At 58.6% G+C, this 25,473-nt stretch carries 21 protein-coding genes; 12 read left to right on the forward strand and 9 right to left on the reverse strand.

Annotated features, from left to right (window positions below; translation table 11 throughout):
• Nucleotides 1–9 precede the first annotated feature (9 nt).
• A complete protein-coding gene (locus CFBP5473_RS03900) occupies nt 10–786 on the reverse strand; it encodes a 3-hydroxybutyrate dehydrogenase (RefSeq protein ID WP_027676629.1) in 777 nt (258 codons plus the stop codon).
• 171 nt (nt 787–957) lie between these two features.
• Here CFBP5473_RS03900 and glpK point away from each other — a divergent pair, with 171 nt between their 5' ends.
• The 6 genes from glpK (at nt 958) to CFBP5473_RS03930 (ending at nt 8,680) form a co-directional block, all read left to right on the forward strand.
• On the forward strand, nt 958–2,451 hold the full coding sequence (glpK, locus tag CFBP5473_RS03905) for a glycerol kinase GlpK (protein WP_027676630.1): 1,494 nt from the start codon (nt 958–960) through the stop codon (nt 2,449–2,451).
• A gap of 66 nt (nt 2,452–2,517) precedes the next feature.
• Nucleotides 2,518–2,985 (forward strand): SRPBCC family protein, encoded by a 468-nt coding sequence (locus tag CFBP5473_RS03910; protein ID WP_027676631.1) that lies wholly within the window; start codon nt 2,518–2,520, stop codon nt 2,983–2,985.
• Nucleotides 2,986–3,491: 506 nt separating this feature from the next.
• A complete protein-coding gene (locus tag CFBP5473_RS03915; RefSeq protein ID WP_027676632.1) occupies nt 3,492–4,553 on the forward strand; it encodes an LLM class flavin-dependent oxidoreductase in 1,062 nt (353 codons plus the stop codon).
• A 45-nt stretch (nt 4,554–4,598) separates the two neighbouring features.
• Nucleotides 4,599–5,351: a type I methionyl aminopeptidase gene (map, locus tag CFBP5473_RS03920; RefSeq protein WP_027676633.1), complete on the forward strand. Its 753-nt coding sequence runs from the start codon at nt 4,599–4,601 to the stop codon at nt 5,349–5,351.
• Between the two features lie 187 nt (nt 5,352–5,538).
• A complete protein-coding gene (gene sbmA, locus CFBP5473_RS03925; RefSeq protein WP_027676634.1) occupies nt 5,539–6,810 on the forward strand; it encodes a peptide antibiotic transporter SbmA in 1,272 nt (423 codons plus the stop codon).
• 931 nt (nt 6,811–7,741) lie between these two features.
• Complete coding sequence (locus tag CFBP5473_RS03930) at nt 7,742–8,680, forward strand: IS110 family transposase (RefSeq protein WP_136954312.1); 939 nt, start codon at nt 7,742–7,744, stop codon at nt 8,678–8,680.
• Between the two features lie 76 nt (nt 8,681–8,756).
• On the opposite strand, the gene CFBP5473_RS03935 is transcribed toward CFBP5473_RS03930, so the two are convergent.
• The gene (locus tag CFBP5473_RS03935) at nt 8,757–9,749 is read right to left on the reverse strand and encodes a polysaccharide deacetylase family protein (protein ID WP_027677335.1); all 993 of its coding nucleotides are present in this window, start codon (nt 9,747–9,749) and stop codon (nt 8,757–8,759) included.
• Nucleotides 9,750–9,886: 137 nt separating this feature from the next.
• Here CFBP5473_RS03935 and CFBP5473_RS03940 point away from each other — a divergent pair, with 137 nt between their 5' ends.
• The 3 genes from CFBP5473_RS03940 to der all read left to right on the forward strand — a co-directional run bounded on the left by CFBP5473_RS03940 (nt 9,887) and on the right by der (nt 12,828).
• A complete protein-coding gene (locus CFBP5473_RS03940) occupies nt 9,887–10,471 on the forward strand; it encodes an NnrU family protein (protein ID WP_027677334.1) in 585 nt (194 codons plus the stop codon).
• 141 nt (nt 10,472–10,612) lie between these two features.
• Entirely contained in the window at nt 10,613–11,284 is a 672-nt protein-coding gene (locus tag CFBP5473_RS03945; RefSeq protein WP_027677333.1) for a tetratricopeptide repeat protein, read from the forward strand.
• 122 nt (nt 11,285–11,406) lie between these two features.
• Nucleotides 11,407–12,828, forward strand: a complete 1,422-nt coding sequence (gene der, locus CFBP5473_RS03950) for a ribosome biogenesis GTPase Der (RefSeq protein WP_027677332.1) — start codon at nt 11,407–11,409, stop codon at nt 12,826–12,828.
• Between the two features lie 177 nt (nt 12,829–13,005).
• On the opposite strand, the gene CFBP5473_RS03955 is transcribed toward der, so the two are convergent.
• Nucleotides 13,006–14,154, reverse strand: coding sequence for an IS4 family transposase (locus CFBP5473_RS03955; RefSeq protein ID WP_136954313.1), 1,149 nt, complete (start codon nt 14,152–14,154; stop codon nt 13,006–13,008).
• Nucleotides 14,155–14,434: 280 nt separating this feature from the next.
• Between CFBP5473_RS03955 and CFBP5473_RS03960 the strand changes: the two genes are divergently transcribed.
• Nucleotides 14,435–15,043 (forward strand): DUF2026 family protein, encoded by a 609-nt coding sequence (locus CFBP5473_RS03960; protein ID WP_027677106.1) that lies wholly within the window; start codon nt 14,435–14,437, stop codon nt 15,041–15,043.
• A gap of 184 nt (nt 15,044–15,227) precedes the next feature.
• On the opposite strand, the gene CFBP5473_RS03965 is transcribed toward CFBP5473_RS03960, so the two are convergent.
• Both CFBP5473_RS03965 and CFBP5473_RS03970 read right to left on the reverse strand, forming a co-directional pair.
• Nucleotides 15,228–16,277 (reverse strand): bifunctional monoglucosyl/glucuronosyl diacylglycerol synthase, encoded by a 1,050-nt coding sequence (locus CFBP5473_RS03965; RefSeq protein WP_027677107.1) that lies wholly within the window; start codon nt 16,275–16,277, stop codon nt 15,228–15,230.
• Between the two features lie 151 nt (nt 16,278–16,428).
• Nucleotides 16,429–17,346: a sugar kinase gene (locus CFBP5473_RS03970; RefSeq protein ID WP_027677108.1), complete on the reverse strand. Its 918-nt coding sequence runs from the start codon at nt 17,344–17,346 to the stop codon at nt 16,429–16,431.
• 151 nt (nt 17,347–17,497) lie between these two features.
• On the opposite strand from CFBP5473_RS03970, the gene bglA reads away from it, so the two are divergent.
• Nucleotides 17,498–19,168, forward strand: coding sequence for a beta-galactosidase BglA (gene bglA / locus CFBP5473_RS03975; protein WP_027677109.1), 1,671 nt, complete (start codon nt 17,498–17,500; stop codon nt 19,166–19,168).
• 4 nt (nt 19,169–19,172) lie between these two features.
• On the opposite strand, the gene CFBP5473_RS03980 is transcribed toward bglA, so the two are convergent.
• From CFBP5473_RS03980 to CFBP5473_RS03990, 3 genes are all read right to left on the reverse strand, one after another.
• The gene (locus CFBP5473_RS03980; protein WP_027677110.1) at nt 19,173–20,123 is read right to left on the reverse strand and encodes a cyclic di-GMP phosphodiesterase; all 951 of its coding nucleotides are present in this window, start codon (nt 20,121–20,123) and stop codon (nt 19,173–19,175) included.
• Nucleotides 20,124–20,281: 158 nt separating this feature from the next.
• Nucleotides 20,282–21,982, reverse strand: coding sequence for an adenine deaminase (ade, locus tag CFBP5473_RS03985; protein ID WP_027677111.1), 1,701 nt, complete (start codon nt 21,980–21,982; stop codon nt 20,282–20,284).
• Nucleotides 21,983–22,315: 333 nt separating this feature from the next.
• A complete protein-coding gene (locus CFBP5473_RS03990) occupies nt 22,316–23,419 on the reverse strand; it encodes an ABC transporter substrate-binding protein (protein ID WP_027677112.1) in 1,104 nt (367 codons plus the stop codon).
• 394 nt (nt 23,420–23,813) lie between these two features.
• Here CFBP5473_RS03990 and CFBP5473_RS03995 point away from each other — a divergent pair, with 394 nt between their 5' ends.
• Nucleotides 23,814–24,980 carry a DUF3095 domain-containing protein gene (locus tag CFBP5473_RS03995; protein WP_027677113.1) on the forward strand — a complete coding sequence of 389 codons (1,167 nt, stop codon included), beginning with the start codon at nt 23,814–23,816 and terminating at the stop codon, nt 24,978–24,980.
• A 126-nt stretch (nt 24,981–25,106) separates the two neighbouring features.
• On the opposite strand, the gene CFBP5473_RS04000 is transcribed toward CFBP5473_RS03995, so the two are convergent.
• Nucleotides 25,107–25,424 carry an ArsR/SmtB family transcription factor gene (locus CFBP5473_RS04000; RefSeq protein WP_027677114.1) on the reverse strand — a complete coding sequence of 106 codons (318 nt, stop codon included), beginning with the start codon at nt 25,422–25,424 and terminating at the stop codon, nt 25,107–25,109.
• Nucleotides 25,425–25,473 lie beyond the last annotated feature (49 nt).

Consider the following 25,473-nt stretch of genomic DNA (forward strand, 5'->3'; position numbering starts at 1 on the left):
TCTTTGTGGTTATTGGGCGGTCCAGCCGCCATCTATGGATATATGCGTTCCGGTAATCTGCCTGGCCGCGTCGCTTGCAAGGAACACGGCGGTTGCCGCCACGTCTTCCACGCTGACGAATTCCTTCGTTGCCTGCAGGCGCAGCAGCACGTCGCTCTTAACCTCGTCCTCGCTGATGCCGCGTGACTTTGCCGTATCCGGTATCTGCTTTTCCACCAGCGATGTCAGCACATAGCCGGGGCAAATGGCGTTGACGGTGATGCCGGTTTCGGCAAGCTCAAGTGCTGCGGATTTCGTCAGCCCCATGATACCATGTTTTGCCGCAACATAAGCGGATTTGTACGGTGAGGCGACAAGGCCGTGTGCGGACGCGATATTGATGATGCGGCCTTTCCCGGCAGCCTTCATCAGCGGTATCACGGCGCGCATGGTGTGGAACGAACTCGTCAGGTTGATGGCGATGATCTGGTCCCATTTTTCCGGCGGAAACTCTTCCACCGGCGCGACATGCTGAACGCCTGCATTGTTGACCAGCACATCGACCGAGCCGAGCTTCTCATGCGTGGTTTTCACCAGATCGAAAATTTCCTCCGGCTTCGTCATGTCGGCGGGGTGGTACAGCACGCGCGTTCCGCTTTCAGCCTCCATCAGCAGCCGCGTGCTTTCGATGTGATCTTCGTCCCCAAAGCCGTTCAGCATCACGTTGCAGCCATCATTGGCGAAGGCCTGCGCAATCCCTAAACCTATACCACTGGTCGATCCTGTTACGATCACTGTCCGTTGCATGCGTTCCCCTTTTATCCAACGTCACTACGGCTCGTATTTCAAGTTATGCTTAAACCGGGTGAACTGGCAATTGGATTTCACGCCCTATTAAATTGAAGGACAGCCCAGAGTGGGTTGACTTTGTTCACGCCTCATATTGTGTTGCGCCAAACTGATTTTCGGGAGGAATACATGGGCGGCTACGTTCTCGCCATCGACCAGGGTACAACATCGACGCGCGCTATCGTATTTGACGGCTCGATGAAGGTGGCAGGGACCGGGCAGAAAGAGTTCCGGCAGATTTTCCCCAATTCCGGCTGGGTGGAGCATGACCCGGAGGAAATCTGGGAAACCGTCGTCTGGTCCATCAAACAGGCGCTGGAAAAGGCTAACCTCAAGGCGTCCGATATTTCCGCCATCGGCATCACCAACCAGCGCGAAACCACGCTTTTGTGGGAGCGTGAAACCGGCAAGCCGCTGCACAATGCCATCGTCTGGCAGGACCGCCGCACGGCAAAATATTGCGACAAGCTGAAGAAGGCCGGTCACGAGAAGCTTTTCACCAAGCGCACCGGCCTGCTGCTGGACCCTTATTTTTCCGGCACCAAGCTGTCCTGGCTTCTGTCCAACGTGAAGGGCGCGCGCAAGCGGGCGGAGAAGGGCGAGCTTTGCTTCGGCACGGTCGATACCTTCCTCATCTGGCGTCTGACGGGCGGCAAATCCTTCGTGACGGATGCGACGAATGCGGCGCGCACCTTGATGTTCAACATCGAAAAGAACGTCTGGGACAAGGAGCTGTTGGATATCCTCGACGTGCCGAAATCGGTGCTGCCCGAAGTGCTGGATTGCGCCGCCGATTTCGGCGTGGCCGATGCCGAGCTGTTCGGCGCGGAAATCCCGATCCTCGGCGTGGCGGGAGATCAGCACGCTGCCGTCATCGGTCAGGCCTGCTTCCAGCCCGGCATGTTGAAATCCACCTATGGCACGGGCTGCTTTGCCCTGCTCAACACGGGTGAAGACATTGTTCGCTCCAAGAACCGGCTGCTGACGACGATTGCCTATCGTCTCAATGGCAAGTCCTATTACGCGCTGGAAGGCTCCATCTTCGTGGCCGGTGCCGCCGTGCAGTGGCTGCGGGATGGGCTGAAGATCATCGGTTCCGCGCCGGAAACGGGTGCGCTGGCGGATAAGGCCGATCCAGCGCAGGAAGTCTATCTCGTGCCCGCCTTCGTCGGCCTCGGCGCGCCATGGTGGGATGCGGAAGCGCGTGGCGCGATGTTCGGGCTCACCCGTGGAACGGGCCCGGCGGAATTTGCCCGCGCCGCACTCGAGGCCGTTTGCTACCAGACCGGCGACCTGCTGGACGCCATGCACAAGGACTGGAAGAACGCCAATGGCGATACCGTTCTGCGCGTGGATGGCGGCATGGTGGCTTCCGACTGGACGATGCAACGTCTCTCCGACCTCATCGATGCGCCGGTCGACCGCCCGGTTATCCTTGAAACGACCGCGCTGGGCGCCGCATGGCTTGCGGGCAGCAGGGCAGGGGTGTGGCCTGGCATGAAGGAGTTTTCCGAGGCCTGGTCTCGCGACCGTCGCTTCGAGCCGCAGATGGAAGAAGAGGTGCGTGAGCGCAAGCTGAAGGGCTGGAAAAACGCCGTTCGGCGCACTCTTAGCAATGCCTGAAATGCTACAGTACCGTAAACGCTGAAAAAATGTATAGTGTCCGCTGTTCAAGGGGAGGAACAGCGGATGCCAACAATAGCAGAGCATGAATTATCGCTGAGCCGCATCGTTCAGGCTTCACCCGAAAAGATGTTTCGCGCCTGGACGGACCCGGATTTACTTGTCAGCTGGTGGGCGCCGCTGCCCTATACAACGTCGGATGCCGTCATAGACTTGCGACCGGGTGGCGCTTTCAACACCATCATGCATGCGCCGACCGGCGAAATCTACGAAAACCTCGGCGTGTTTCTGGATGTCGTCCCCAACCAGCGCATCGTTTTTACGGATGCCTTTACCGAAGGCTGGGCACCGGCGGAGCGCCCTTTCATGACCGGCTACATTACCTTCGAGGACGCCGGAAACGGCGCAACGAAATACACCGCCCGCGCCCTGCACTGGAACGCCGACGACAAGAAAATTCACGAGGATATGGGCTTTGAAGAAGGCTGGAACGCTGCTGCGGAGCAGCTTGAGGCGCTTCTTCAGCGGATGTGATGTTGCTCCTAAATCCGGCGTTCATCCCTGTCCCGTTGATGTTAACCAGCGTTCCTGCAAAATTCCCACGTCGGGTACCTCAACGGCAGCACCATCTCGATGTCATCCTCGGACTGCCCCACTGCTGCTCGGTTAATGATGTGCTGTGCTCTCGCCGCTGGTATTTGGGGCAAGAGATTGGATACATCCACTTCCGTCATCCCGGACTTGATCCGGGATCCAGCCAGACCAAGTCTTTGGTCTGAAATACTTTTTGACGCGCAGACGCGCGTCTGCTGGACCCCGCATCAAGTGCGGGGTGACGGGTGGGGGAGCTGTTCTCGCCCCCAACACCTACTCAGTTTAAACCGGACAGCAGTGGGTTTGGCGATGGCGTCGACGCCGGTATGCGCAATGGTTTTACGCCGCCGCCCATCGATAAATTCGAACCGTCCGTTTCAGATTTTCGGTTTGCTTCCGCCTGGCCGCATGCCTATCTCAAAACGACATGAAATCGAGGAGCGGGCATGGAACTTGGTCTTTACACATTCGCAGATGTCGATCCCAATCCGGCTGATGGCCGTGGGCCGGAAGGTGCGCGCCGTCTGAAAAATCTGCTGGAGGAAATCGAGCTTGCCGATCAGGTGGGGCTTGATGTGTTCGGCCTTGGCGAACATCACCGGCCTGATTACGTGGTCTCCTCGCCCTCCACCGTTCTTGCCGCCGCGGCTTTAAAGACCAGGAATATACGCCTGTCCAGCGCTGTTTCGGTCCTGAGTTCGGATGACCCGATCCGCGTGTTCCAGCAATTCTCAACGGTGGACCTTCTGTCCAACGGGCGTGCGGAAATCATGGCCGGGCGCGGCTCCTTCATCGAATCCTATCCGCTGTTCGGCTATAATCTCGAAGATTACGACGAACTCTTCGCCGAAAAGCTCGATCTTCTTCTGGCGCTTCGTGAAAGCGAGATCGTCACATGGTCCGGCACCAAGCATCCGCCCATCAATGGCCGGGGTGTTTATCCGCGTCCGCTTCAGAACGAGCTGCCGGTCTGGATTGCCGTTGGCGGCACGCCGCAGTCGGTGGCGCGAGCCGGTGCAATGGGCCTGCCGGTGGCGCTTGCCATCATCGGCGGCGAGTATCGCCGCTTCGCTCCGCTTTTCGATCTTTACCGCGAGGCAGCCCGCCGCGCCGGTCAGCCGCCGGAAAAGCAGAAGACCAGCATCAACGTCCATGGTTTCATCGCCGATACGACCGACAAGGCCGCCGATCAGTTCTATGGTCCGCAGGCGGAGGTGATGAACCGCATCGGTCGCGAACGTGGCTGGGGGCCGACGAACCGCGCGCATTTCGATGCGGCACGCGGGCCGGAGGGCAATCTCTTCCTTGGCGAACCGGAACTGGTGGCGGAAAAGATCATCAAGGCGCATGGCGTTTTTAAAAATGATCGCTTCCTGCTGCAAATGGCCATCGGGCTTATGCCGCACGACCAGATCATGCGCGGGATCGAACTTTACGGCACTAAAGTCGCCCCGATTGTCAGAAAAGAATTGACTGGCAGTGCCGATAGGGTGAAAGCGACGGCTTGATTGCCGGGCTTTATTTTCGCCCGTTGCCGAAGACATGGACATAAAATGGTTATCTCGACGGAAGAAGAACTCAACAAGCTCAAGGATATCGGCCGGATCTGCGCTGTTGCCATGCAGACCATGGCCGATGCTCTGGAGCCGGGGATCACGACTGCCGAGCTGGACGATATCGGTCGCAAGGTGCTGGAAGGCAATGGCGCGCAGTCTGCGCCTGAATTCTGTTACCAGTTTCCGGGTGCCACCTGCATCAGCGTCAATGAGGAAGTGGCGCACGGCATTCCCGGCCCACGTATCATCAAGGCGGGCGATCTCGTCAATATCGATGTCTCCGCCGTAAAAGACGGTTTCTTCGGCGATACCGGCTCCTCCTTCGCCGTGCCGCCGGTGAAAAAGGAAATCGAGCGTCTTTGCCGCGATGGCAAGCGCGCCATGTGGACGGGTCTTCAGCAGGTGAAAGCGGGGCGACCCCTTGCCGATATCGGCAATTCCATCGGCGCATTTGCCAAGAAGAACCGCTACACGCTCATCACCAATCTCGCCAGCCACGGCATCGGGCGCTCGCTCCATGAAGAGCCGAAGGAGCTGGCCACCTGGCCGGACAAGGACGAAACCCGCATCATGACCGACGGCATGGTCTTCACCGTCGAGCCGTTTCTCTCCATGGGTGCATACTGGGCCGAAGACGGCGATGACGATCCCTGGACCCTTTTCAGCGACCCGAGCGCGCCGACCGTGCAGTTCGAACATACGGTCGTGGCCACGAAGAACGGGCCATTGATACTCACGCTTGCCGAGTAAATTTCTGCCGCTTGCAGGCTGCGCGTAAGTAAAGATTTGGTAATGTAGCGCCTCAAAGCGGCTAATCTGCCTTACATCTTCGTAACTTGGCGTTTGCCGCGTTGCCGTGCACAAATTTCTGGCCTAATTTCCCCCCAAAGTGCTTCGCCAATAATGGCTGATCCCCAAACTCGCGAGAGTTCGAAACGTGTTTCATTCCTTCTTCCCAAAACCCAAACTGTTTTTCACGTCTGCAATCGTTTGGGCGTTCGTTGCGATCCTCGGCTGGTACTTCATCGTTGATCCCTGGGGGCAGTCGCTGGGGTATGTCATGCCCGAGCAGGAGCCTTACGATCTCACCTACTTCCTCGTTCCGGCAAACGTCTTTTTCTACGCCTATCTTGCCCTTTGCCTTGGTGCTTTTGGTCTGTTCTGGACGATTGTAGCGCGCGAACATCCGTGGAAATACTGGTCTGTATGGGGTTCGCTGCTGATCATTGCCGTCACCTATTTCGGTGTTCAGGTCACGGTCGTCATCAACAATTTCCGCCGCCCGTTTGGTGATCTTTTGCAAAATGCCTTGAGCAAACAGCCGGGCATCACGACTTGGGATTTTTACAGCCTTCAGATCGTCTTCGCGAAGCTCGTTTTCTTCAGCATGGCCGTGTCGATCCTGACCGACTTCTTCACCAGCCACTATATTTTCCGCTGGCGCACGGCGATGAACGATTTCTACATGTCGAAGTGGGAGAAGCTGCGCCACATCGAAGGCGCTTCGCAGCGTGTCCAAGAAGACACGATGCGCTTCTCCGCCACGCTCGAAGGCCTCGGCATCACGCTCATCAATTCGGTCATGACGCTGGTGGTGTTCCTGCCGATCCTCTTTGGCCTTTCCAGCTATGTCAGCGAGCTACCAATCATCGGTGAAGTGCCGCACGCACTCTTCTGGCTTGCTATTCTCTGGTCCGCTTTCGGTACTGTTTTGCTGGCCACGGTGGGCATCAAACTGCCGGGACTTAACTTCCGCAACCAGCGCGTCGAGGCTGCCTACCGAAAAGAACTTGTCTACGGTGAAGATCACGCGGACAGAGCCGATCCGATTACGGTCAAGCAGCTGTTTTCGAACGTGCGGAAGAACTATTTCCGGATGTATTGGCATTACCTGTACTTCAACGTCGCCAGATATTTCTACATTCAGGCCGATGCCGTGTTCCTGCTTCTCATGCTGGTTCCCACCATCGTTGCAGGTAAGATTACCTACGGTATCTACCAGCAGATCGCGACAGCTTTCGGTCAGGTCAGCAACTCGTTCCAGTACTTGGTGAACTCGTGGACCACCATTATCGAGCTCCTTTCCATCCATAAACGCCTCAAAGCCTTCGAAGCGGCTATTGACGACAAGCCGCTACCGGAAATCGATCAGCGCTATCTAAAGCGTGAGGCGGAAGATGGTGAGCTGGCGGCGAACAAACCGACGTAAGTCTGGTTAGAACGCGTTCCATACCTACCGTCACCCCGGCCTTGAGCCACTGCTTTCCGGTGTAAACTACGTGGGTAGTTTGGGGCGAGAACAGTTCCCCCACCCGTCACCCCGCACTTGATGCGGGGTCCAGCCGACGCGCGTCTGCGCGTCGAAAAAGTCTTTCAGACCAAGGACTTGGTCTGACTGGATACCGGGTCAAGCCCGGTATGACGGAAGTGGGGTTGCCACCGTCGCCACCATACAGCGAACGCGGTTGAAGCGTGTCTCAATCGGATTTGAAGGATGGAATTTGCAATGCATTCAAAGCCTTGCCTCGCATCCGCACATTTAAACCGGACAGCAGGGGGCTGACCCGAGGATCCATCCACGTCAACGAAATCAAACGGTTGTGGATCCTCGGGTCAAGCCCACTGCTGTCCGGTTAAGATTTTCGGAATAGCCTTAAGCTATTGATCCGGCTTCATTTTGGATGTTTTTATGCGATTTGAACATCGTTATTAGAGAACGATATTTGCCGGGGGGCGTTGAGCGTCGCAAAACCCACCTCCGTCATCCTCGGGCTTGTCCCGAGGATCTGCAACCGATTGATTTTGTTGACGTTGGCAGATCCTCGGCACAAGGCCGAGGATGACGGTTGCGGGTGGATTTACCGTCTCTCCTCAAGCCTCTGGCTTTGCATAAAAGGCTCAGGAATCTAACCGGACAATAGTGGGTCAAGCCCGAGGATTGTTTGTTGAAATCGGTCTATTGTTGATGCGGGACTGCGGGCTCAAACCCCGCAGTCCCGGCGACAGGCGACCGTCCGAGGATTGGGACCACACCCCACGTCATCAAGGCTCCCTGCCGCCTTTTGCTTCACCGCTTGGAGAGTTGATTGGGCATTTGAACGCCCGCAAACAATCCGAAGCCTGCAAAGGATAGCAGGATCATGGACGTTTTGCACACCGCACCCCGTCGATGCTTCGGCATCGATGTCGCCAAAGATAATCTTGTCGTCAGTGACGGCGGACTTTCCTTTGCCGTCACCAACGATCGCCGCAGCATTCGAATGTTTCTGAAACAGAAGCAGCCCGATTTCGTCATCTGCGAGGCAACCGGCGGCTATGAACTCCTCCTCCTGGAAGAGTGCCTCAAGGCAGGTCTTGCCTGTCACCGCGCCGACATCATGAAGCTGAAGGCCTATATCCGATCCATGGGTACGCTGGGCAAGAGCGATGCCATCGATGCCAGGCACATGGCAGCCTATGGCCAAGAACGGTGGCAAAGCCTGCCGCTATGGCAGGCGCCAGACCCCGATGAGGCGCAATTACAGGCGCTGGTGCGCCGCCGCGCCGATCTCGTGGCACTCAGGGTTACCGAGCATAACCGTTCGAAAGCAGTCGGCGCCAAGGCAGTCGCCCTGTCGTACAAGGCTATGCTGAGCGCCATACAGCGCCAGATCGACGGGATCGAAAGGCAAATCTCCGCCCTCATCGCCAAGAGCGCGAGACTTCGTCGGCGCATCCAAATCTGCACGACCGTCAGCGGCGTCGGGCTCCTCAGCGCCGCAAGCCTCCTTGCTCTTATTCCAGAGCTCGGCACTCTGGATCGCCGTCAGGCGGCTGCCCTGGCGGGAACGGCACCCCATCCAAGCGAGAGCGGAAGCACGAGAGGCCGACGACGACAACGCGGCGGACGGCCCCAGGTCAAGAAGACCCTTTTCATGCCCGCAATGTGCGCAGCACAGGGAAAAGGCCAATTCGCATCCTTCTACAGACGCCTGATCGAAAACAGAAAGCCACCCATTGTCGCTATCGCCGCAACAATGAGAAAGATCGTCATAACCGTCAATGCAAGGCTCAGAGACGATCAAATCCAACAGAGTTGATGACGCCGAGGGTGTGGAACCATTAAGTCTTCGACGCGGGGAAGTGTGCAATGACGCTCCTGCAAAACCGACGGGATCACCCCTCAGACTTTTCCTTCCGCCGCGCGTCGATCATCGGCATCGCCTCTTCATAACTCACGCAGGCAACGTCGTCCTTCCTGCAAACCTCGCGCAAAAGGCGCTCATAGGCGTTCCAGTAAGCGCCGCCATTCATCTTCACGAAGTGGAAGCCGAGCTGAAGGGGGATGCGGTCGCCGTTATATTGCTTGTCGAAGGCGGCGCGGAAGGCGGTGTAGGCGCGGTCTTCGAATTCGGCGGATTTCGCGGGCGTTTCGATTGCCATGGAATGGCGCACGAAGAGGTTATAGTCCATCGCGATGATGGGGCGGTTGTTCGGGCCTTCAGGGATGAGCGGCAGGCCGAAATATTCGATGCCGTCTTTCCGCACCGGCCATGCCGGGCCCTTGGTGATGCTGGTCGCATCGAAGATGAAGCCGTGTTTTTTCTGCGCCTTGGTCAGCGCTTCGCCCTGAGACAGATAGGGCGCGCGGAAGCCGTTGATGCCATGAACGAAATCCCGCCAGCCCTGCGGCTCCTCATCCTTCTTGCCGATGGCGGCCCAGGCGTTTTCCATCGTGCTGGTGAAGGTGGTGAACTCTGCGTCCCACTGGTCCGCCGTCCAGTTGCCACCATCGAAATGGCCGCAGGTGTGGTTGGCAATTTCGTGACCTTCCTGGCTCGCATCCCAGATGTTGCGCAGGCGCGTTTCCACCTCGTCGATGGATTGCCCGAAGCCGACATTGGAACGGCCTGCCTTCTGTCCCGGCCCCTGATAGCTCTTGGAGCTGGTCTTGCGGTCCATCACAAGAGTACAGGCCAGAAAATAGGTGAAATGCGCGCCCACTTCCTTCGCAGTTGCGCGGCTGCGCGCCCAAAGGGCGTTGTCGCCCGCGCCATCGAAGGAAACCAGCACCAGTTGCTTCGGCTTTTCCGCAACCTCAGCCGTTTGCCCAAACGCCGCCGTGGCGGTGGCAAGAGAGAGGGACAGAAGGGCAAGCGAACGCAACATTGGGAACCACGCATGGAGTTTGGATGCGGCCTTTTGCCCCTCGATTAAGGCGAAGCTTTGATTTGACTGGCATTTTCCGCGTTTTCGCCATAATTCCTTTAGGTGATCCGTTTTCGCCACCCGACCCGGGAGCCGCCATGTTTCTGCTCGTTATCAGTCTGATCCTGTTTTTCGCCACCCATTCGCTGCGTCTCATCGCGCCCGGCTTTCGCGCGCGCATGATTGCGGGCATGGGGGAGGGGCCTTTCAAGGGCGTCTATTCGCTCGTCAGCATCGTCACCATCGCGTTTGTCGCCTATGCCTTCGGTCAGGCGCGACAGGTCACCGGCATGCTTTATTATCCGCCCGTCTGGATGAGCCACATCGCCATCACGCTGATGCTGCTGGCGATGATCTGTCTTGCCGCCAGCGTGCTTCCCGCTGGCCATATCGCGACCAAGACCAAGCATCCGCTGGTGCTTTCCCTGAAAATCTGGGCTTTTTCGCATCTTCTTGCCAATGGCGAAACCTCGTCCGTCATTCTCTTCGCCTCCTTTCTGGCGTGGGGCGTAGTGATGCGCATTTTCCTCAAGCGCCGCCAGCGCGTAGGCGAGAATGTGGTTCGTCCCTTCGTTTCGGGTCGCTATGACGTGATCGCCATCGTCATCGGCATTGTGCTGTGGGCCGCCTTCATCTGGAAGCTGCACGAATGGTTGATCGGCGTTCAGCCGATTGCGATGTAGGAAAGTAACGTTTCCCCCTTACATATCAGGGAAAATACGATAGAAGGCCGACCAATAAATGTGGTTGGCCTTTTTGGTTTAGCCCGATCATTGCCTTGGCATGTCCGCTTCGAGCTTCGGTGGCGGGTAACGGAGAATTCGATGGCGAACGAGAATGACAGCTTCATCCGCGAAGTGAACGAGCAGATCCGCTCGGAACGGCTGAGCAATTTCTGGGGACGTTACGGCGCCCTGGTCATCGGCGCAGCGGTGCTGATCGTTCTGGCGTCTGCCGGTGCTGGCATTTACGAATACTGGAGCAACAGCCGTGCTTCCAATTCGGGCGATCAGTTCGCCAGCGCGCTGAAACTCGCCTCCGAAGGCAAGCAGGATGAGGCGCTGAAGGCACTTTCCGATCTGGAAACGAGCGGCCATGGCTCCTACCCGGTTCTCGCCAAGTTCCGCTCCGCCACGCTTCTGGCACAGAAGGGTGATGCCGCTGGCGCCGTCGCTGCGTTCACTGATATCGGTAACGACACCAGCGCCCCGCAAGTCTTTCGTGATACGGCAAAGGTGCGCGCCGCATGGCTTTTGGTGGATAACGGCACCTATGAGCAGGTTTCCGCGCAGGCCGAAGCGCTCAGCAGCGATGGGCAGGCCATGCGCAACTCCGCGCGTGAAGCGCTCGGCCTTTCCGCTTACAAGGCTGGCAATTTCCCGCAGGCCAAGCAGTGGTTCGAGCAGATCACGGGTGATGTTCAGGCGCCACGCAATGTTGCCAACCGCGCACAGATCATGCTGGATAATATTGCTGCATCCGGCAAGGCATCGTAAATTCACGCTTCTTGCTGCGACGGCGCACTGTTGGAGCGCCGGTGCGTGAAGCATTCTGTTGAAGGCATCGGGCCGGAACCCATCGGGTTTCCGGTCCTTCGCTATAGAGTTAGGGCACTATTATGAGTTTCACCGTCGCCATCGTCGGGCGTCCCAATGTCGGCAAGTCCACGCTGTTCAACCGTCTGGTTGGCAAGAAGCTGGCGCTTGTGGATGACACGCCGGGCGTGACCCGAGACCGCCGTCCGGGCGATGCGAAACTCATCGACCTGCGTTTCACCATCATCGATACCGCCGGTCTGGAGCAATCCGGGCCGGAAACGCTTCAGGGCCGCATGTGGGCGCAGACGGAAGAGGCCATCGAAGAGGCCGATCTGACGCTGTTCGTCGTGGATGCGAAATATGGCCTCACCCCTGCCGATGAAACGCTGGGCGAGATGCTGCGCCGTCGCGGCAAACCAGTCGTGCTCGTTGCCAACAAGTCGGAAGCCCGTGGCTCCGATGGCGGCTTTTACGATGCCTATACGCTGGGCCTCGGAGAGCCTTGCCCGATTTCCGCCGAACACGGCCAGGGCATGCTCGATCTGCGCGATGCCATCGTCGCCGCCATCGGCGAAGACGTCGCCTTTCCGCCGGAAGACGATTTCGATGAGGCTGAAACCGACATCTCCGTGCGTGACGACGTCGATGACGAGGACGAAGAGCCGGTCTATGACGATACCAAGCCGCTTCGCGTCGCCATCATCGGTCGCCCGAATGCGGGCAAATCCACGCTGATCAACCGCTTCCTCGGCGAAGACCGTTTGTTGACCGGCCCGGAAGCGGGCATCACGCGCGACAGTATTTCGGTGGAATGGGACTGGCGCGGTCGTACCATCAAGATGTTCGATACGGCAGGTATGCGCCGCAAGGCGAAGGTCACGGAGAAGCTGGAAAAGCTGTCCGTCGCAGATTCGCTGCGCTCCATCCGTTTTGCCGAAACCGTGGTCATCGTTTTCGACTCGACCATTCCCTTCGAGAAGCAGGATCTGCAGCTCGTGGATCTGGTCATCCGCGAAGGCCGCGCCGCCGTGCTTGCCTTCAACAAATGGGACCTAGTGGAAGACCCGCAGGCGTTTCTCGCCGATCTGCGCGAGAAGACGGAGCGTCTGCTTCCGCAGGCACGCGGCATCCGCGCCGTGCCGATTTCCGGCCAGACCGGCTACGGCCTCGACCGGCTGATGCAGAATATCATCGACACGGACAAGGTCTGGAACCGCCGCATCTCCACCGCCAAGCTCAACAAATGGCTGGATATGCAGGTCACCCAGCACCCGCCACCGGCAGTCTCCGGTCGCCGCCTGCGCCTGAAATACATGACGCAGGTCAAGGCCCGCCCGCCTGCCTTCATGATTTCCTGCACGCGCCCCGAAGCGATCCCGGAATCCTACACGCGCTACCTCGTCAACGGTCTGCGCAAGGATTTCGACATGCCTGGTGTGCCGATCCGCGTGCATTATCGTGGTTCGGATAACCCGTTCGAGCATAAGGCGAAGAAGCGGTAGTGAATGCGGCTCATCGGGTGGGGCAGGAAATTGCCCTTACACTCGACGTCATCCTCGGGCCTCAACCGTGACGTCTGGTTACTATTATGCTCCGCTCCGGCGAGAAACTGGACTGAACAGCGCGCCCACCCACTGCCGTCATCCTCGGGCTTGACCCACTACTGTCCGGTTTAAATTTCAGTCCCACATCAGCACCATCTGGTTTGGGGATTTGGACGGTTGTGTGGGTGGTTTAAGGAGTTGGTCGGATCGCCTTTTGTGCATGAGGTTGAGGCGTACGAGGGGGGTGAAGGTGAGCGGTTGCGTGATGGCGCTCTGGCAGGCCTGCGCCATGCGCAGCACAAGATAGGCGATGAGGGCGACATAGGTCTGGATGCGCACGGCGTTTTCGGATGCTCCGAAGAAATGGCGTATCCTGAGGTTCTGCTTGACCCATTTAAAGAACAGTTCGATCTGCCAGCGCTGTTTGTAAAGCTCGGCAATCTCTTCGGCTGGCGCATCCAGATCGTTGGTGACGAGCCGGATGGTCCTGCCCGTGTCGATCCGCACCGCGATCTCGCGCAACGGTTCGGAAAAGGGATTGCGTCTCGAGCGCGCCATGCGTTGTGCCAACAGCCCGATCCTGTCGCACAGGATGTGATCGCTCTCGCTTGGAGGCTGTTCGGTGGCGGCCTGAAGATGCGTGTTGGTCTTCAGCCGTGTGACGAAGCGGCAGCCTGCCCGGTCCAGCGCTGCCCACCACGCGAAATCATAGTAAGCCAGATCAAAGACATAGGTCATGCCGGGTTCGATCGGCATGGCCTTTGCGGGCACGATGTCGTTGGTTCTCTGGCCTGTCATGGTCATCGCCATGGGGATGTCGCCATTCGGATCGTAGGCGACATGCAGCTTGGCGGCTCTGCGCCCGCTGACCATATCGGCCCAGCCATCGCTCATGGAGGAGAGGGCGACGCGGGTGGCGTCGAGCAGGCGCACCGCATCGCGGATATGGCGACGGGTTCTTCGGCTGGCGGCAGCCGCCATATGGGAGAACAGATCGGCAAAGACGCCCGCAGGCCTTGTGGCATTGGCATCGGCAAGGGTGGAGCGCGCCACGCCGTGGGCACCCAGATGATAAAGCTGGTTGCGGTGGCTCGACAGCCCTGCCTCGATCTCGCGCAGGCTTTGCGCGCCGGAAAGCTGGGCAAACAGAAGCGCCAGCAACTGGTCCTTCATCGAAAACCGCCGAACCCTGTGATCGCCCTTGTACTTATCCACAAGCCCTTCGAAGACCTGCCAGGGAACATGCTTCTGTATTTGATGAAAAACGCTATTCTGGTGGCGCATGACGTTGATCTCCTGTTCGTGTCCAGATCGCCGCGAAACGTCTGAAACCGAGTAGAATCAATGTCATGCGCCTTGTCCAGAAATTTAAACCGGACAGCAGTGGGCTTGACCCGAGGATCCACCTACGTAGACGGGATCAAGCGGTCGTGGATCCTCGGGTCAAGCCCGAGGATGACGCCGAGGGGGCGGAGCCGGAGTAGAAATCCGTCATAGCGATGGTCTACGTTCTCTTGAATCCTAAAACGCCTCCGTCCGGCGCATCAATCGACAGGTACCCACCATGCTGATCAAGCAGAGCGACTATCACCGCATCTATCGCGTCATCAACAGTCTGCTTACCAACGAGAACGCAGACCCTGCCACGGCGTCGATGTATTTCAGCACCTTCGGCGCCTTCATTCTGGAGCATCACTACAAGGTCAAGGCAAAGCCAAAGGGTGGGCTGGCGGCTTATAATCTGGGCGGCACGCTGCTGCTGTTTGCCGATCATCGAGAGGATGGTCACGTCACAGGTGCGGGCGAAAACTTCCACTGCTGGGTGGAAGCAGATGGCTGGGTGATCGATTTCATGGTGCCCGCCTTCCCGCAGGCCGCCCGCGAATTATCCGTGCCGCCGAAAATGTTCCAGCGCCCGCTCTCGTCCATGGCTCCGTCCATCAACGAACTCTCGCAATCGGGCGATTTCTTCTACAGGCACGAGCCCGACGCCATGGCCAAGCGCTTCGCAGACTGGCGCAAACACGGCATGATCGGAGACCTCGCCTCCATCGCCGCAGGCTGGTTCCGCAAATCGCCCAAACACATGCAAACCGAAATCTCCGTCAGCGACAGCAACGGCAAAAGCCGCACGATCCCTCTTTCAGGAAATTCGCTGACCGGCGTCTGGTGATGAATGAGAAAAAGGACGGCCAGCGTAACCTCGCGGCAGCCGCCTGACGTCAATCAGCAGCCCGACCCCGTTCTAAAGATAACGGCAGTCGCGTCCCGCTGCGGCTTTTGACAGTATTGTGTCTTCACGTCCAGCGCTTCCGAAAGAATAAGTTCAGTCCGCCTGAAATGGTTTCGGCAATCCGCTAAATTGCTGAGGCCGCGCAGAAGCCGGGCAGGCCGCTGGTTGCGGCGGATGTCACGTTTTCCAGGAACTGGCGGGAGGCCTTTTCCCAGGTGTAGCTTCGCGAAACGGAGAGGGCGGCTTCCGGCGAGCAGTCCAGCGCGTTGAGGCAGGCGGTGCGCAGGTCGTGGCTCAGCGATCCGGCCCTTGGGTGGGCGCCGAGAATATCGACCGGGCCGGTTACGGGGAAGGCCGCTACCGGCACGCCGCTTGCCAATGCTTCCAGAATGGTGTTGCCGAAAGTATCCGTCTTTGAGGGAAAGACGAAGACGTCCGCCTGCGCGTAAGCGTCCGCCAGATCCTCGCCTGTCTTGACCCCGGTAAACATCACGTTCGGGTATTTTTCCTGAAGCTCGGCGCGGGCAGGGCCGTCGCCGACGACCACCTTGGAACCGGGCAGGTCGAGATCGAGAAATTCCGGCAGGTTCTTCTCGATAGAGACCCGGCCGATGGTCATGAAAATCGGGCGTGGCAATCCAAAGGGATTGTCCTCCTTCACGCGTGGGCGAAAAAGCTTGGCGTCGATGCCGCGGCTCCAGCGTTTCAGGTTCTTCACGCCCCTGGATTCCAGCTCGGTCTCGAGGCTTGGCGTCGCCACCATGCAGGCGCTGCCGCCATTGTGAAACCAGCGCACAAAGGCGTAAAGCCAGCTTTCGGGGATTGGGAACCGGGCCGCCACATATTCGGGAAAGCGCGTGTGGTAGCTGGTGGAAAAGCGCATGCCGTGCTTGATGCACCACCGCCGCGCCATGAAGCCCAGCGGCCCTTCGGTTGCGATGTGAACATAGGAAGGCTGGCTTTTCTCGATTTCCTTCGAAACCCTCCGGTAACCGGCAACGGACAGGCGTATCTCCGGATAGGTCGGGCAGGGGATGGAATGAAAGCTCTGCGGCGTGACCATGCAGACCTCGACGCCCATGCGCTCCAGCTCTGCATTGGTGTTTTCTATGGAGCGCACGACGCCGTTGACCTGAGGATGCCAGGCATCCGTAACGATGGTAATTCTGGTCATGCTGTGCCGACCTCCTAGAGCGCCGTGCATCCTTTCGGACGCACCAAGCACGCTCTAAATCTTTTAAGCGCTGGCGCTTTGCGAATCCCGGTATTCCACCGGCTTTCCGCTGTATGCGACAGGCGTGTTACAGCATCATGTCAGGCGGGGTTCAAGGCTTGGGAAGCAGATCGGGGCTGATCAGCGCGCCATGGTGGCCGATGACCGCGGCTGCGGCTTTCGCGGCATAGGTCGCTGCCTCTTCCGGCGTGCTTCCGGTAATGAGCCGGGAAAGAAATGCGCCGTTGAAGCTGTCGCCAGCGCTGGTCGTATCCACCACTTTCACGGCTTCCACGGCAGGCGCGTGGCTGCGCTTGCCTTCGAAATCCAGCGTCGCGCCCTTTGCGCCGTCCTTTACCACCACATTGGCAACGCCCAGTGCGCGGTAGCGCGCAATCGTCGCCTCCACATCCGCGTCACCGAAATTGCCCGCCTCGTCATCGAAACTCGGCATTACCAGCGTTGCCGCGCGTGCGCCGTTGGTTATGGTTTCCAGCATTGTTTCCCGGTTGGCCCAGAGGCGCGGGCGAATATTGGGGTCGAATACTACCTGCTTTCCGGCGGCCTTGGCGCGGCGCAGCTCCGCAAGGAAGGTATCGACCGCAATCGGCGTTGCCAGTATCGCCAGCGTGATGCCCGAGAAATAAACGATATCAGCGGCTTCGATGGTGGCACGGAGATGATCCGCATCCGCCGCCAGCTGGCGGGCGGCCGATGTGCTGCGCCAGTAGCTGAAGGTTCGCTCGCCATCCTTCAGATTGATGAGGTAAAGGCCCGGCGTGCCGCCTGTAATGCAAGAGACATTATGCGTGCCGATGCCTGCATTCTGGATGAAAGCCAGCATTTCCCCGGAAAGTGGATCGTCCCCCAGCGCGGTAAAGTAGTCGACAGACCATTCCTGCGGCAAACAGGCGCGAGCATACCATGCGGTGTTCAGCGTATCTCCGGCAAAGCCCTTGCGCAGCAAGCCATCACCGGCCTGCGAAAGCTCCACCATGCATTCGCCGATTGAAAGAAACCGTCCGCCCACTGCCTTCTCCTCCCATGAACCAACGCTCCGCCAATACGACGCCCGGACCCGGCTTGCAAGGGCAGTCATCATATGACTTGGCTGGATGTTTATCGTTTACGAAGCGGATATGGCTTTATATGGTCTGGCTGACGATCATCGGAGATTGCCCATGCCACACACCACTGCCCCCGCCAACAAAGCCGCGCAACATGCAGACTGGTGGAGGGGAGCGGTTCTGTACCAGGTCTATCCGCGCTCGTTTCAGGATACGACGGGAGATGGTTTCGGCGATCTTGCGGGCGTAACCCAGCACTTGCCCTATATTGCCGCGCTCGGTGTCGATGGCATCTGGCTTTCGCCCTTCTTCACCTCGCCCATGGCGGATATGGGTTACGATGTTTCCGATTACTGCAATGTCGATCCGATGTTCGGCACGCTCGAGGATTTCGATAGGCTGATTGCGGAAGCGCATCGGCTGGGCCTGAAGGTCATCATCGACCAGGTGATTTCGCACACGTCCGATCAGCATCCATGGTTCAAGGATAGCCGCGCCAGCCGCTCCAATCCCAAGGCGGACTGGTATGTCTGGGCCAATCCCAAACCGGATGGCACAGCACCCACCAACTGGCTCTCCGTTTTCGGCGGTCCCGCCTGGGAGTGGGATGGCGTGCGCAAGCAATATTACATGCACAACTTCCTTACCTCCCAGCCGGACCTGAATTTCCATAACCCGGAGGTACAGGACGCGTTGCTGGACACGGTAAAATTCTGGCTGGATCGCGGCGTGGATGGCTTCCGTCTGGATACGGTGAACTATTACTTCCACGACAAGCTACTGCGCGATAACCCGCCGCATGAGCCCGATAGCGATAGCGCCGGTCTGGATGCCCCGGACGTGAACCCTTACGGCATGCAGAGCCATCTCTACGACAAGACGCAGATCGAAAACCTCGCCTTCCTCAAGCGCTTCCGCGCCCTGCTCGATCAGTATGAGGGCCGGATGACGGTGGGCGAAGTGGGCGATGGCGCGCGCTCGCTGAAAACCGTCGCTGCCTACACCGCGGATAATGACAAGCTCAACATGTGCTACACTTTCGATCTCCTGGGACCGGATTTTACCGCAAGCCATATTCGCAGCGCGGTGCAGGGTTTCCAGACGTCCGTGACCGATGGCTGGGTGTGCTGGGCCTTTTCCAACCACGATGTCATCCGTCACCTCACGCGCTTTACTGAGAGCGTGGAGGAGCAGACCCGTGTGGCGAAGCTTGCCGCTTGCGTACTGGCAACCCTGCGCGGCTCGATCTGCCTTTATCAGGGAGAGGAACTGGCGCTGACGGAAGCCGAGCTTGCCTTCGAGGATCTGCGCGATCCTTACGGCATCCGTTTCTGGCCCGCCTTCAAGGGCCGTGATGGATGCCGCACACCGATGGTCTGGGAAACCGGCAATCCGCATGCGGGCTTCACCACCGCCGAAAAGCCCTGGCTGCCTGTGCCTTACGCCCATGCCATGCTCGCAGCCGACGGGCAGGAGCGAAAGCCGGATTCGGTTCTGAACCATTACAAGGGCATGCTGTCCTTCCGCAAAAGCCACGCGGCCCTGCGGGATGGCGAGATGGATTTCCTCGAAACCAATCAGGATCTGCTGGTCTTCACGCGCAGCAAGGGTAAGGAAACCCTGCTCTTCGTCTTCAACCTCACCCGCCAACCCCTCGACTTCCGCCTGCCGCCGGAACTGAACGTCACCGAGATTTTGCCGCTGCCCGGCTTCGAGCCGACGTTCAATATCGATACGGTCAAGCTCGATGCGCTCGATGCGTTCTGCGCGAGGGTCGAAAGATAGATCCTCAGATAATGCCCTTGGTCATCTCGGGATCGAGGCTGAGGACGAAGCGCCAGAGGAGGGCTTTGTCGAACTGGTCTTCGCGCGCCATCATCCAGCTGAGAGCCTGCTGGGAGGACCAGCCTTTCTTGTAGGAGCGGGCGGAGGTCAGTGCGTCGAAGACATCGCAGATGGTGCACATGCGAACTTCGGTGCCGATATCGGCGGCCGAGAGCCTTTCGGGGTATCCCTTGCCGTCCAGCCGCTCGTGGTGGGAGCGGCAGATATCCAGAACCAGTTGCGGCGTTGCGGGGTGTTCCTGCAATTGACGATAGCCGATTTCGGGATGCTGCTCGACCAGTGCCCGTTCTTCGGGTGTCAGCGGTCCCTGCTTGTGCAGGATTTGCTTCGGGATGGCCAGCTTGCCCAGATCATGCAGCAGTGCGGCCATGCAGAGCAATTGAAGCGTGGCATCATCCATCTCCATCGAACGGGCGAAATGCATCAGCAGCGCGGCGACTGCCAGCGAATGCACGAATGTCGCGGTATCGCAGGAGCGCAGGCGTGACATGCCGATGAAGAGGGACGGGTTTTCCTCCATAGTGCGGCCAATATCTGCCGCAAGCGGCGTAAACGCCTCCACGGTTAGATCGCGGCCTTCGAAAACACTCTGTATCAGGGTCTTCGCTTCATCCGCCTGACCGCTGATCTTCCCGGCCATCTGCATCTTGTCCTGCCGGGTGGCGGTCTTGATGCTCTTGCATGGGATGGGCGCGCCAGTTCCGATGTTGCAGTTTCCAAGCGCGGTATTGATGAAGACGCCGCTCACCTTGCTGCCTTGAATAATAGCAAGCTGCTGCCCGTCCTTGATCGTAAAGCGGCGGCCTAAAGTTGGATTATCCTGCCATGCCCCTTCCATCGCCTCGACAAACATGCCGATCTTGAGTTGATGCTTATCGATGCGAGTTACGACCACTAATTGCTCCGCTCAAACTGGTCACGGCGAACTATTAGTTTTATAGTCGAACTATCTTAATTTAATGTAAGCTTGTTTTTATATTCAAATAGACTTTCATAATCAGTTTTTGGCGGTGGTATTCTAGTAATACGTCTTGCTGGCGCTGAAATTCAATTTCAGACTGTGATCAGCTTGAACAAATCAACATCGACCATGCCCCTGTCGGAAATCTTCAGATGCGGAATGACGGGGAGGGGCAGGAATGCCACCTGCAGGAACGGCTCTTCCAGCGTCGTGCCCAGCGCATAAGCCGCCTGGCGCAGCGTGTGGAGCGTGTCGCGCACCGTCTCGTAAGGCTCAAGGCTCATCAGCCCTGCCACAGGCAGCGCAATCTCGCCGGTCACCTTACCGTCTTCCACCACGACGAAGCCGCCCTTGATTTCGCCAAGGCGGTTAGCCGCCAGCGCCATGTCATCCTCGTTCACGCCCACCACGCAGATATTGTGGCTGTCGTGGCCCACGGTCGAAGCGATGGCGCCTTTCTTCAGGCCAAAACCCTGAACGAAACCATTGGCATGGTTGCCGTTCTTGCCGTGGCGTTCGATCACGGCCACCTTGATGATGTCATTGGCAAGGTCCACGGTCGTCTGGTTGCCGTCGCTCGGCAGCTTGAAGCGGCGATGTTCGGTGATGATCTTGCCCGGCAGAACACCCATGACCGGCGTCTCGCCCTCGCTCACAGGCACGCCGAAATGGGAGGCGAGAACGGGTCTCGCCTTCACGCTATCGAGGCCCACCGGCGAAACCGGTTTACGGGTCTCGAACAGGTCCTTCGTCACGCGCCTGCCTGCCGAAAACACCATGCTTGCCTTACAGCTCTGCAACGTATCGATCACCACCAGATCGGCACGCCAGCCGGGCGCGACCAGTCCGCGGTCTCTCAGGCCGAAGGCTTTGGCTGCTGAAATGGAAGCCGCGCGGTAGATCGCCAGAGGCTCGACGCCGCTCGCGATTGCCGTGCGGATCATGTAGTCCAGATGGCCCTGCTCGGCGATATCCAGCGGGTTCCGGTCATCGGTGCAGAGCGCGAGATAGGGCGAAAGCCGCTCGGTGATGATCGGCATCAAGGCATGAAGATCCTTGGAAACGGAGCCCTCACGCACCAGAATATGCATGCCCTTGCGAATCTTCTCGAGCGCTTCCTTCGCCGTGGTGCATTCATGCTCGGTGCGGATGCCAGCCGAAAGATAGCCGTTCAATCCGGTGCCGGAAAGCAGCGGCGCGTGGCCATCTATATGCTGGCCCTGAAATGCTTCGAGCTTTGCCATGCAGATCGGGTCTTTATGGATCACGCCCGGAAAATTCATGAATTCCGCAAGGCCGATGACCTTGGGGTGGTCGCGAAACGGCAGAAGCTTTTCAATCGGCAGATCGGCCCCCGCCGTCTCCAGATGTGTGGCCGGAACGCAGGAGGAAAGCTGCACGCGAATATCCATGATGGTTTCGAGCGCGGAATCGAGGAAGAACTCTATGCCTTCCGCTCCCAGCACATTGGCGATTTCGTGCGGATCGCAGATCACTGTCGTCACGCCATAGGGCAGAACGCAGCGGTCGAATTCATGCGGCGTTACCAGCGAGGATTCGATGTGCAGATGCGTATCGATGAAGCCCGGCACGACAATCCTGCCGGTAATGTCGATTTCCTCGACGCCATGATACCTCTCGCCCGTTCCGACAATCGTATCGCCGCAGATCGCAATGTCCGAGGCGACCAGTTCACCCGTCACCAGATCGAAAAAGCGCCCGCCTTTCAAAACGATATCCGCCTTCTCGCGGCCCGTTCCCTGGTCGATCCTGCGTTCGAGTTCTGATGTCACGCGTCACCTCAATTCGATTCTGCTCGTTTGACAGGATTAAGCCGGAACGCTGCCCTGATGCAAAAAGAAAACCGGATGCGCAGCGCGCACCCGGTTTTATTTTGTCGGTATTTGCAGTGTTACGTTCGAGTGAGACGTAAAATTTGTGGGGCGAGAGCGGCCCCCCACCCGTCACCCCGGCCTTGAGCCGGGGTCCAGCAGACGCGCGTCTGCGCGTCAAAAGAGTCTTTCAGACCAGGGACTTGGTCTGACTGGATCCCGCATCAAGTGCGGGATGACGGCGGCGGGAGTGGCGCCCCCACTCAAACCCAAAGCAACAAACCGCTATACCTGTTACTCAGCAACGATCTTGCCGTTTTCCCACTTGTAAAGCTCGAAAGCCTGCGAGGTCAGATCGCCGGCTTCGCCGTAGGTGAGAGAGCCGATGGCGGTCTTGATGGGTTCGCCAGCCTTCAGAGCCTTGGCAACTGCCTCGGAATCGTCCGCAGAGCCTGCCTTTTCGATGCCAGCCTTCAGCACTTCAACAGCCGCATAAGCGTTCAGCGTAAACGCTTCAGCCGGAATGTTGGCCGCCTTCAGAGCTTCTGCCGCACCTTTGGAATCTGCGCTCTTCGTCGCGTCAGCCGCGTTAGTGAAGATCGTGCCGGTTGCCGCGTTGCCGCCGATATTGGTGAATTCGGAGTTGGACAGGCCATCGCCGCCGATCACGGTTGCCTTTGCGCCGATATCGGCAAGCTGGCGAACGAGAAGACCGGCTTCAGGGTGGTAACCGCCGAAATACACGACATCCGCGCCCTGTGCCTTGAGGCGGGTCGTCAGCGCGCTGAGATCCTTTTCGCCGGGCGTCAGTGCATCGTAGAACACTTCGGTCACGCCACCCTCATTGAGGGTCTTCTTGAAGGAATCTGCGAGACCCTTGCCGTAGGCACCCTTGTCGTGAATGATCGCGATCTTGCGATCCTTCAGCTGGGCCAGAACGAACTTGGCAGCGACTTCCGCCTGCTGGTCATCGCGACCGCAGGTGCGCAGCACGTTGTTCAGGCCGCGATTGGTCAGGTCCGGCGCGGTTGCCGTCGGCGTCACCATCAGGATGCCGTTTTCGGCAAACACGTCGGATGCCGGAATGGCAACACCGGAGGTAACCGGGCCAACGACGAATTTGATGCCGTCTGCAACCAGCTGGTTGGCGGCGGAAACGCCCTGCTTCGGCTCGCCGCCATCATCGGCCAGCTTCAGAACGACCTTCTCGCCGAGGATGCCGCCATTCTTGTTGATCACGTCGACAGCCGTCTGGGCGCCGTTCTTCACCTGATCGCCATAAGCGGCAACCGGGCCGGTCAGCGGCGCGATGAGGCCGATGGTGATATCGGCATGCGCAGACGTTGCAAAGGCCACGGAAGCGGCAAGCGCCAGGCCGGATAGAATCTTGGTTTTCATCTTCAATCTCTCCTTGGGTTGGGCGTTGAGCCCGATTTGACCCGGTTCGGCAATCCCGTTCGCCAGAGCGCCATACGTTCCGCAGAACGCAATAGGGACGCTCCAACCCCTTGACCTTATGCATCGTGCAACAAAACCGGTTTCGATTTTTGCGCGGTTGCGAAGGCAAGGTGCCGTTCCGTCAGGCAAAGGAGTTCGTTTCACGTTTGAATTCCGTACCCCGATCCTAGTTCTTACAAGCCAGAGCCGATTTCGCAAGCCGAGTTTGATCCGAATTGTCTTTAGCCGCGTAAAACCTGTGTGATGGTGCAGCGAGTTGCCCATGCAACCGTGCATAGCGTCCATTTCATTACGATCTCTAGCTTTTTAGCTGATCAGGGAGGATAGTGCGGTCATGCAATCGACCGATGAAGAATTCCTCTCAGGCCTTCCCGTTTTCGCACATTTCGAAGACGTGGCCGAGCCCATGCTCTACCGCGCCCTGCCGGAAGGCTGGGCGCTTGCGCTTGCCGATATCGTCGATTCGACCAAGGCCATCGAAAGCGGTCACTACAAGTCGGTGAACATGGCGGGCGCGGGTGTCATCTCCGGGGTTCTGAACGCGCTCCAGCGTCATGATCTGCCTTTCGTTTTCGGTGGAGATGGCGCGGCGATTGCCGTGCCGCCGTTATTGGTGGAGGCGGCGCGTGAGGAGTTGACCAAAATTCGCCGCTGGGTGCGCGACGATCTGGATTTGACGCTTCGCGCCGCCATCGTGCCCGTGTCGGAGATCAGGCAGAACGGCTTCGATGTGCGCGTGGCCCGCTTTCAGGCCAGTGAAGACGTGTCCTATGCCATGTTTTCTGGCGGCGGAAACAACTGGGCCGATATGCAGATGAAAAGCGGGCATTATCTGATCGATGAGGCAGGGCCGGGTGCGCGGCCCGATCTGACTGGGCTATCCTGCCGGTGGAACCCAATCGAGACGCGATATGGCAGCGTCGTGTCGATCATCGCCACGCCAAGGCCCGGCGGAGACATGGCGGCCTTCCGGCTGCTCGTTGCCGATATCGTGACGCTTGCCAATGAGGATGGGCGCAACGGACATCCGGTGCCGGTGGATGGCCCGCCGCTCGGTTTCATCAAGGAAGGTCTGGTGCTGGAGGCGAGGGCGCTTTCCGGTTACCGGGATCGCCTGTCCCAATTTCGCAAGGCGGGTTGGGTGCTGATGCAGACCGTGCTGATCACCGTTCTCTACCGGCTTCGCAAGACGGTGGGGCGGTTCGATCCGATCCAGTACAAGCGTTCCGTCGCCAGTAACACGGATTTTCGCAAATTCGATGATGGTCTCAAGATGACGGTGGATGTGGATGCGGACCGGCTGGCACGGATCAGGGCTCGGCTGGAGGGCGCCGCACGCGATGGCGTCTGTTATTACGGCCTGCATGAGCAGGACGCGGCCCTGATGACCTGCATCGTGCCGTCACCCATGTCTCGCGACCACATGCATTTTGTCGATGGCGCGGCGGGCGGTTATGCGCGCGCAGCCGCCATGCTCAAGGGGCAGGTCGGAAGCGCCTGAAGCGAAGTTCCTTTAGCCTGCGCAAAAGAAACAACCGGCCTTGGGCCGGTTGTCCTCATTCATGCAATTCTCCTGAGGAAGAGCTGGCTGGTGGGAGGTGCCTTGAGCTCGATTCCGTTGGAAGAATTATGCAGCGGTCTTGCTGCTTTCCTTGGTGCAGTAGATGCTTTCCAGCGTTGCCAGAATCTTTTTCACGGATTCGGATGTGCTGGAATAGTAGATCGTCTGCGCGTCGCGACGGGTCTTGACCAGACGCTGTGCACGAAGCTTGGAAAGGTGCTGCGACAGAGCCGATTGGCTGAGGCCGACCTGCGTTGCCAGAACACCAACAGGAACCTCACCCTCGACAAGGCTGCAAAGGATCATGAGCCGCTTTGGGTTCGCCATGGCAGACAGAAGGCCTGCAGCGGCGTTGGACTGTTCGGATAAAGTTGGTGTGGTCATATTTCAGGTCTCCTGAGCGAAGCCGCCCCTTGGCTATCTCACTTGGCAA

The organism is Agrobacterium larrymoorei (assembly GCF_005145045.1).
GTDB lineage: Bacteria > Pseudomonadota > Alphaproteobacteria > Rhizobiales > Rhizobiaceae > Agrobacterium > Agrobacterium larrymoorei.

Excerpts from the sequence above, each read along its gene's own strand:
- CFBP5473_RS03900 (WP_027676629.1), bottom strand. The coding sequence starts at position 786 with ATGCAACGGACAGTGATCGTAACAGGATCGACCAGTGGTATAGGTTTA.
- glpK (WP_027676630.1), top strand. The coding sequence starts at position 958 with ATGGGCGGCTACGTTCTCGCCATCGACCAGGGTACAACATCGACGCGC.
- CFBP5473_RS03910 (WP_027676631.1), top strand. The coding sequence starts at position 2,518 with ATGCCAACAATAGCAGAGCATGAATTATCGCTGAGCCGCATCGTTCAG.
- CFBP5473_RS03915 (WP_027676632.1), top strand. The coding sequence starts at position 3,492 with ATGGAACTTGGTCTTTACACATTCGCAGATGTCGATCCCAATCCGGCT.
- map (WP_027676633.1), top strand. The coding sequence starts at position 4,599 with ATGGTTATCTCGACGGAAGAAGAACTCAACAAGCTCAAGGATATCGGC.
- CFBP5473_RS03930 (WP_136954312.1), top strand. The coding sequence starts at position 7,742 with ATGGACGTTTTGCACACCGCACCCCGTCGATGCTTCGGCATCGATGTC.
- CFBP5473_RS03935 (WP_027677335.1), bottom strand. The coding sequence starts at position 9,749 with ATGTTGCGTTCGCTTGCCCTTCTGTCCCTCTCTCTTGCCACCGCCACG.
- CFBP5473_RS03940 (WP_027677334.1), top strand. The coding sequence starts at position 9,887 with ATGTTTCTGCTCGTTATCAGTCTGATCCTGTTTTTCGCCACCCATTCG.
- CFBP5473_RS03945 (WP_027677333.1), top strand. The coding sequence starts at position 10,613 with ATGGCGAACGAGAATGACAGCTTCATCCGCGAAGTGAACGAGCAGATC.
- der (WP_027677332.1), top strand. The coding sequence starts at position 11,407 with ATGAGTTTCACCGTCGCCATCGTCGGGCGTCCCAATGTCGGCAAGTCC.
- CFBP5473_RS03955 (WP_136954313.1), bottom strand. The coding sequence starts at position 14,154 with ATGCGCCACCAGAATAGCGTTTTTCATCAAATACAGAAGCATGTTCCC.
- CFBP5473_RS03960 (WP_027677106.1), top strand. The coding sequence starts at position 14,435 with ATGCTGATCAAGCAGAGCGACTATCACCGCATCTATCGCGTCATCAAC.
- CFBP5473_RS03965 (WP_027677107.1), bottom strand. The coding sequence starts at position 16,277 with ATGACCAGAATTACCATCGTTACGGATGCCTGGCATCCTCAGGTCAAC.
- bglA (WP_027677109.1), top strand. The coding sequence starts at position 17,498 with ATGCCACACACCACTGCCCCCGCCAACAAAGCCGCGCAACATGCAGAC.
- CFBP5473_RS03990 (WP_027677112.1), bottom strand. The coding sequence starts at position 23,419 with ATGAAAACCAAGATTCTATCCGGCCTGGCGCTTGCCGCTTCCGTGGCC.
- CFBP5473_RS03995 (WP_027677113.1), top strand. The coding sequence starts at position 23,814 with ATGCAATCGACCGATGAAGAATTCCTCTCAGGCCTTCCCGTTTTCGCA.
- CFBP5473_RS04000 (WP_027677114.1), bottom strand. The coding sequence starts at position 25,424 with ATGACCACACCAACTTTATCCGAACAGTCCAACGCCGCTGCAGGCCTT.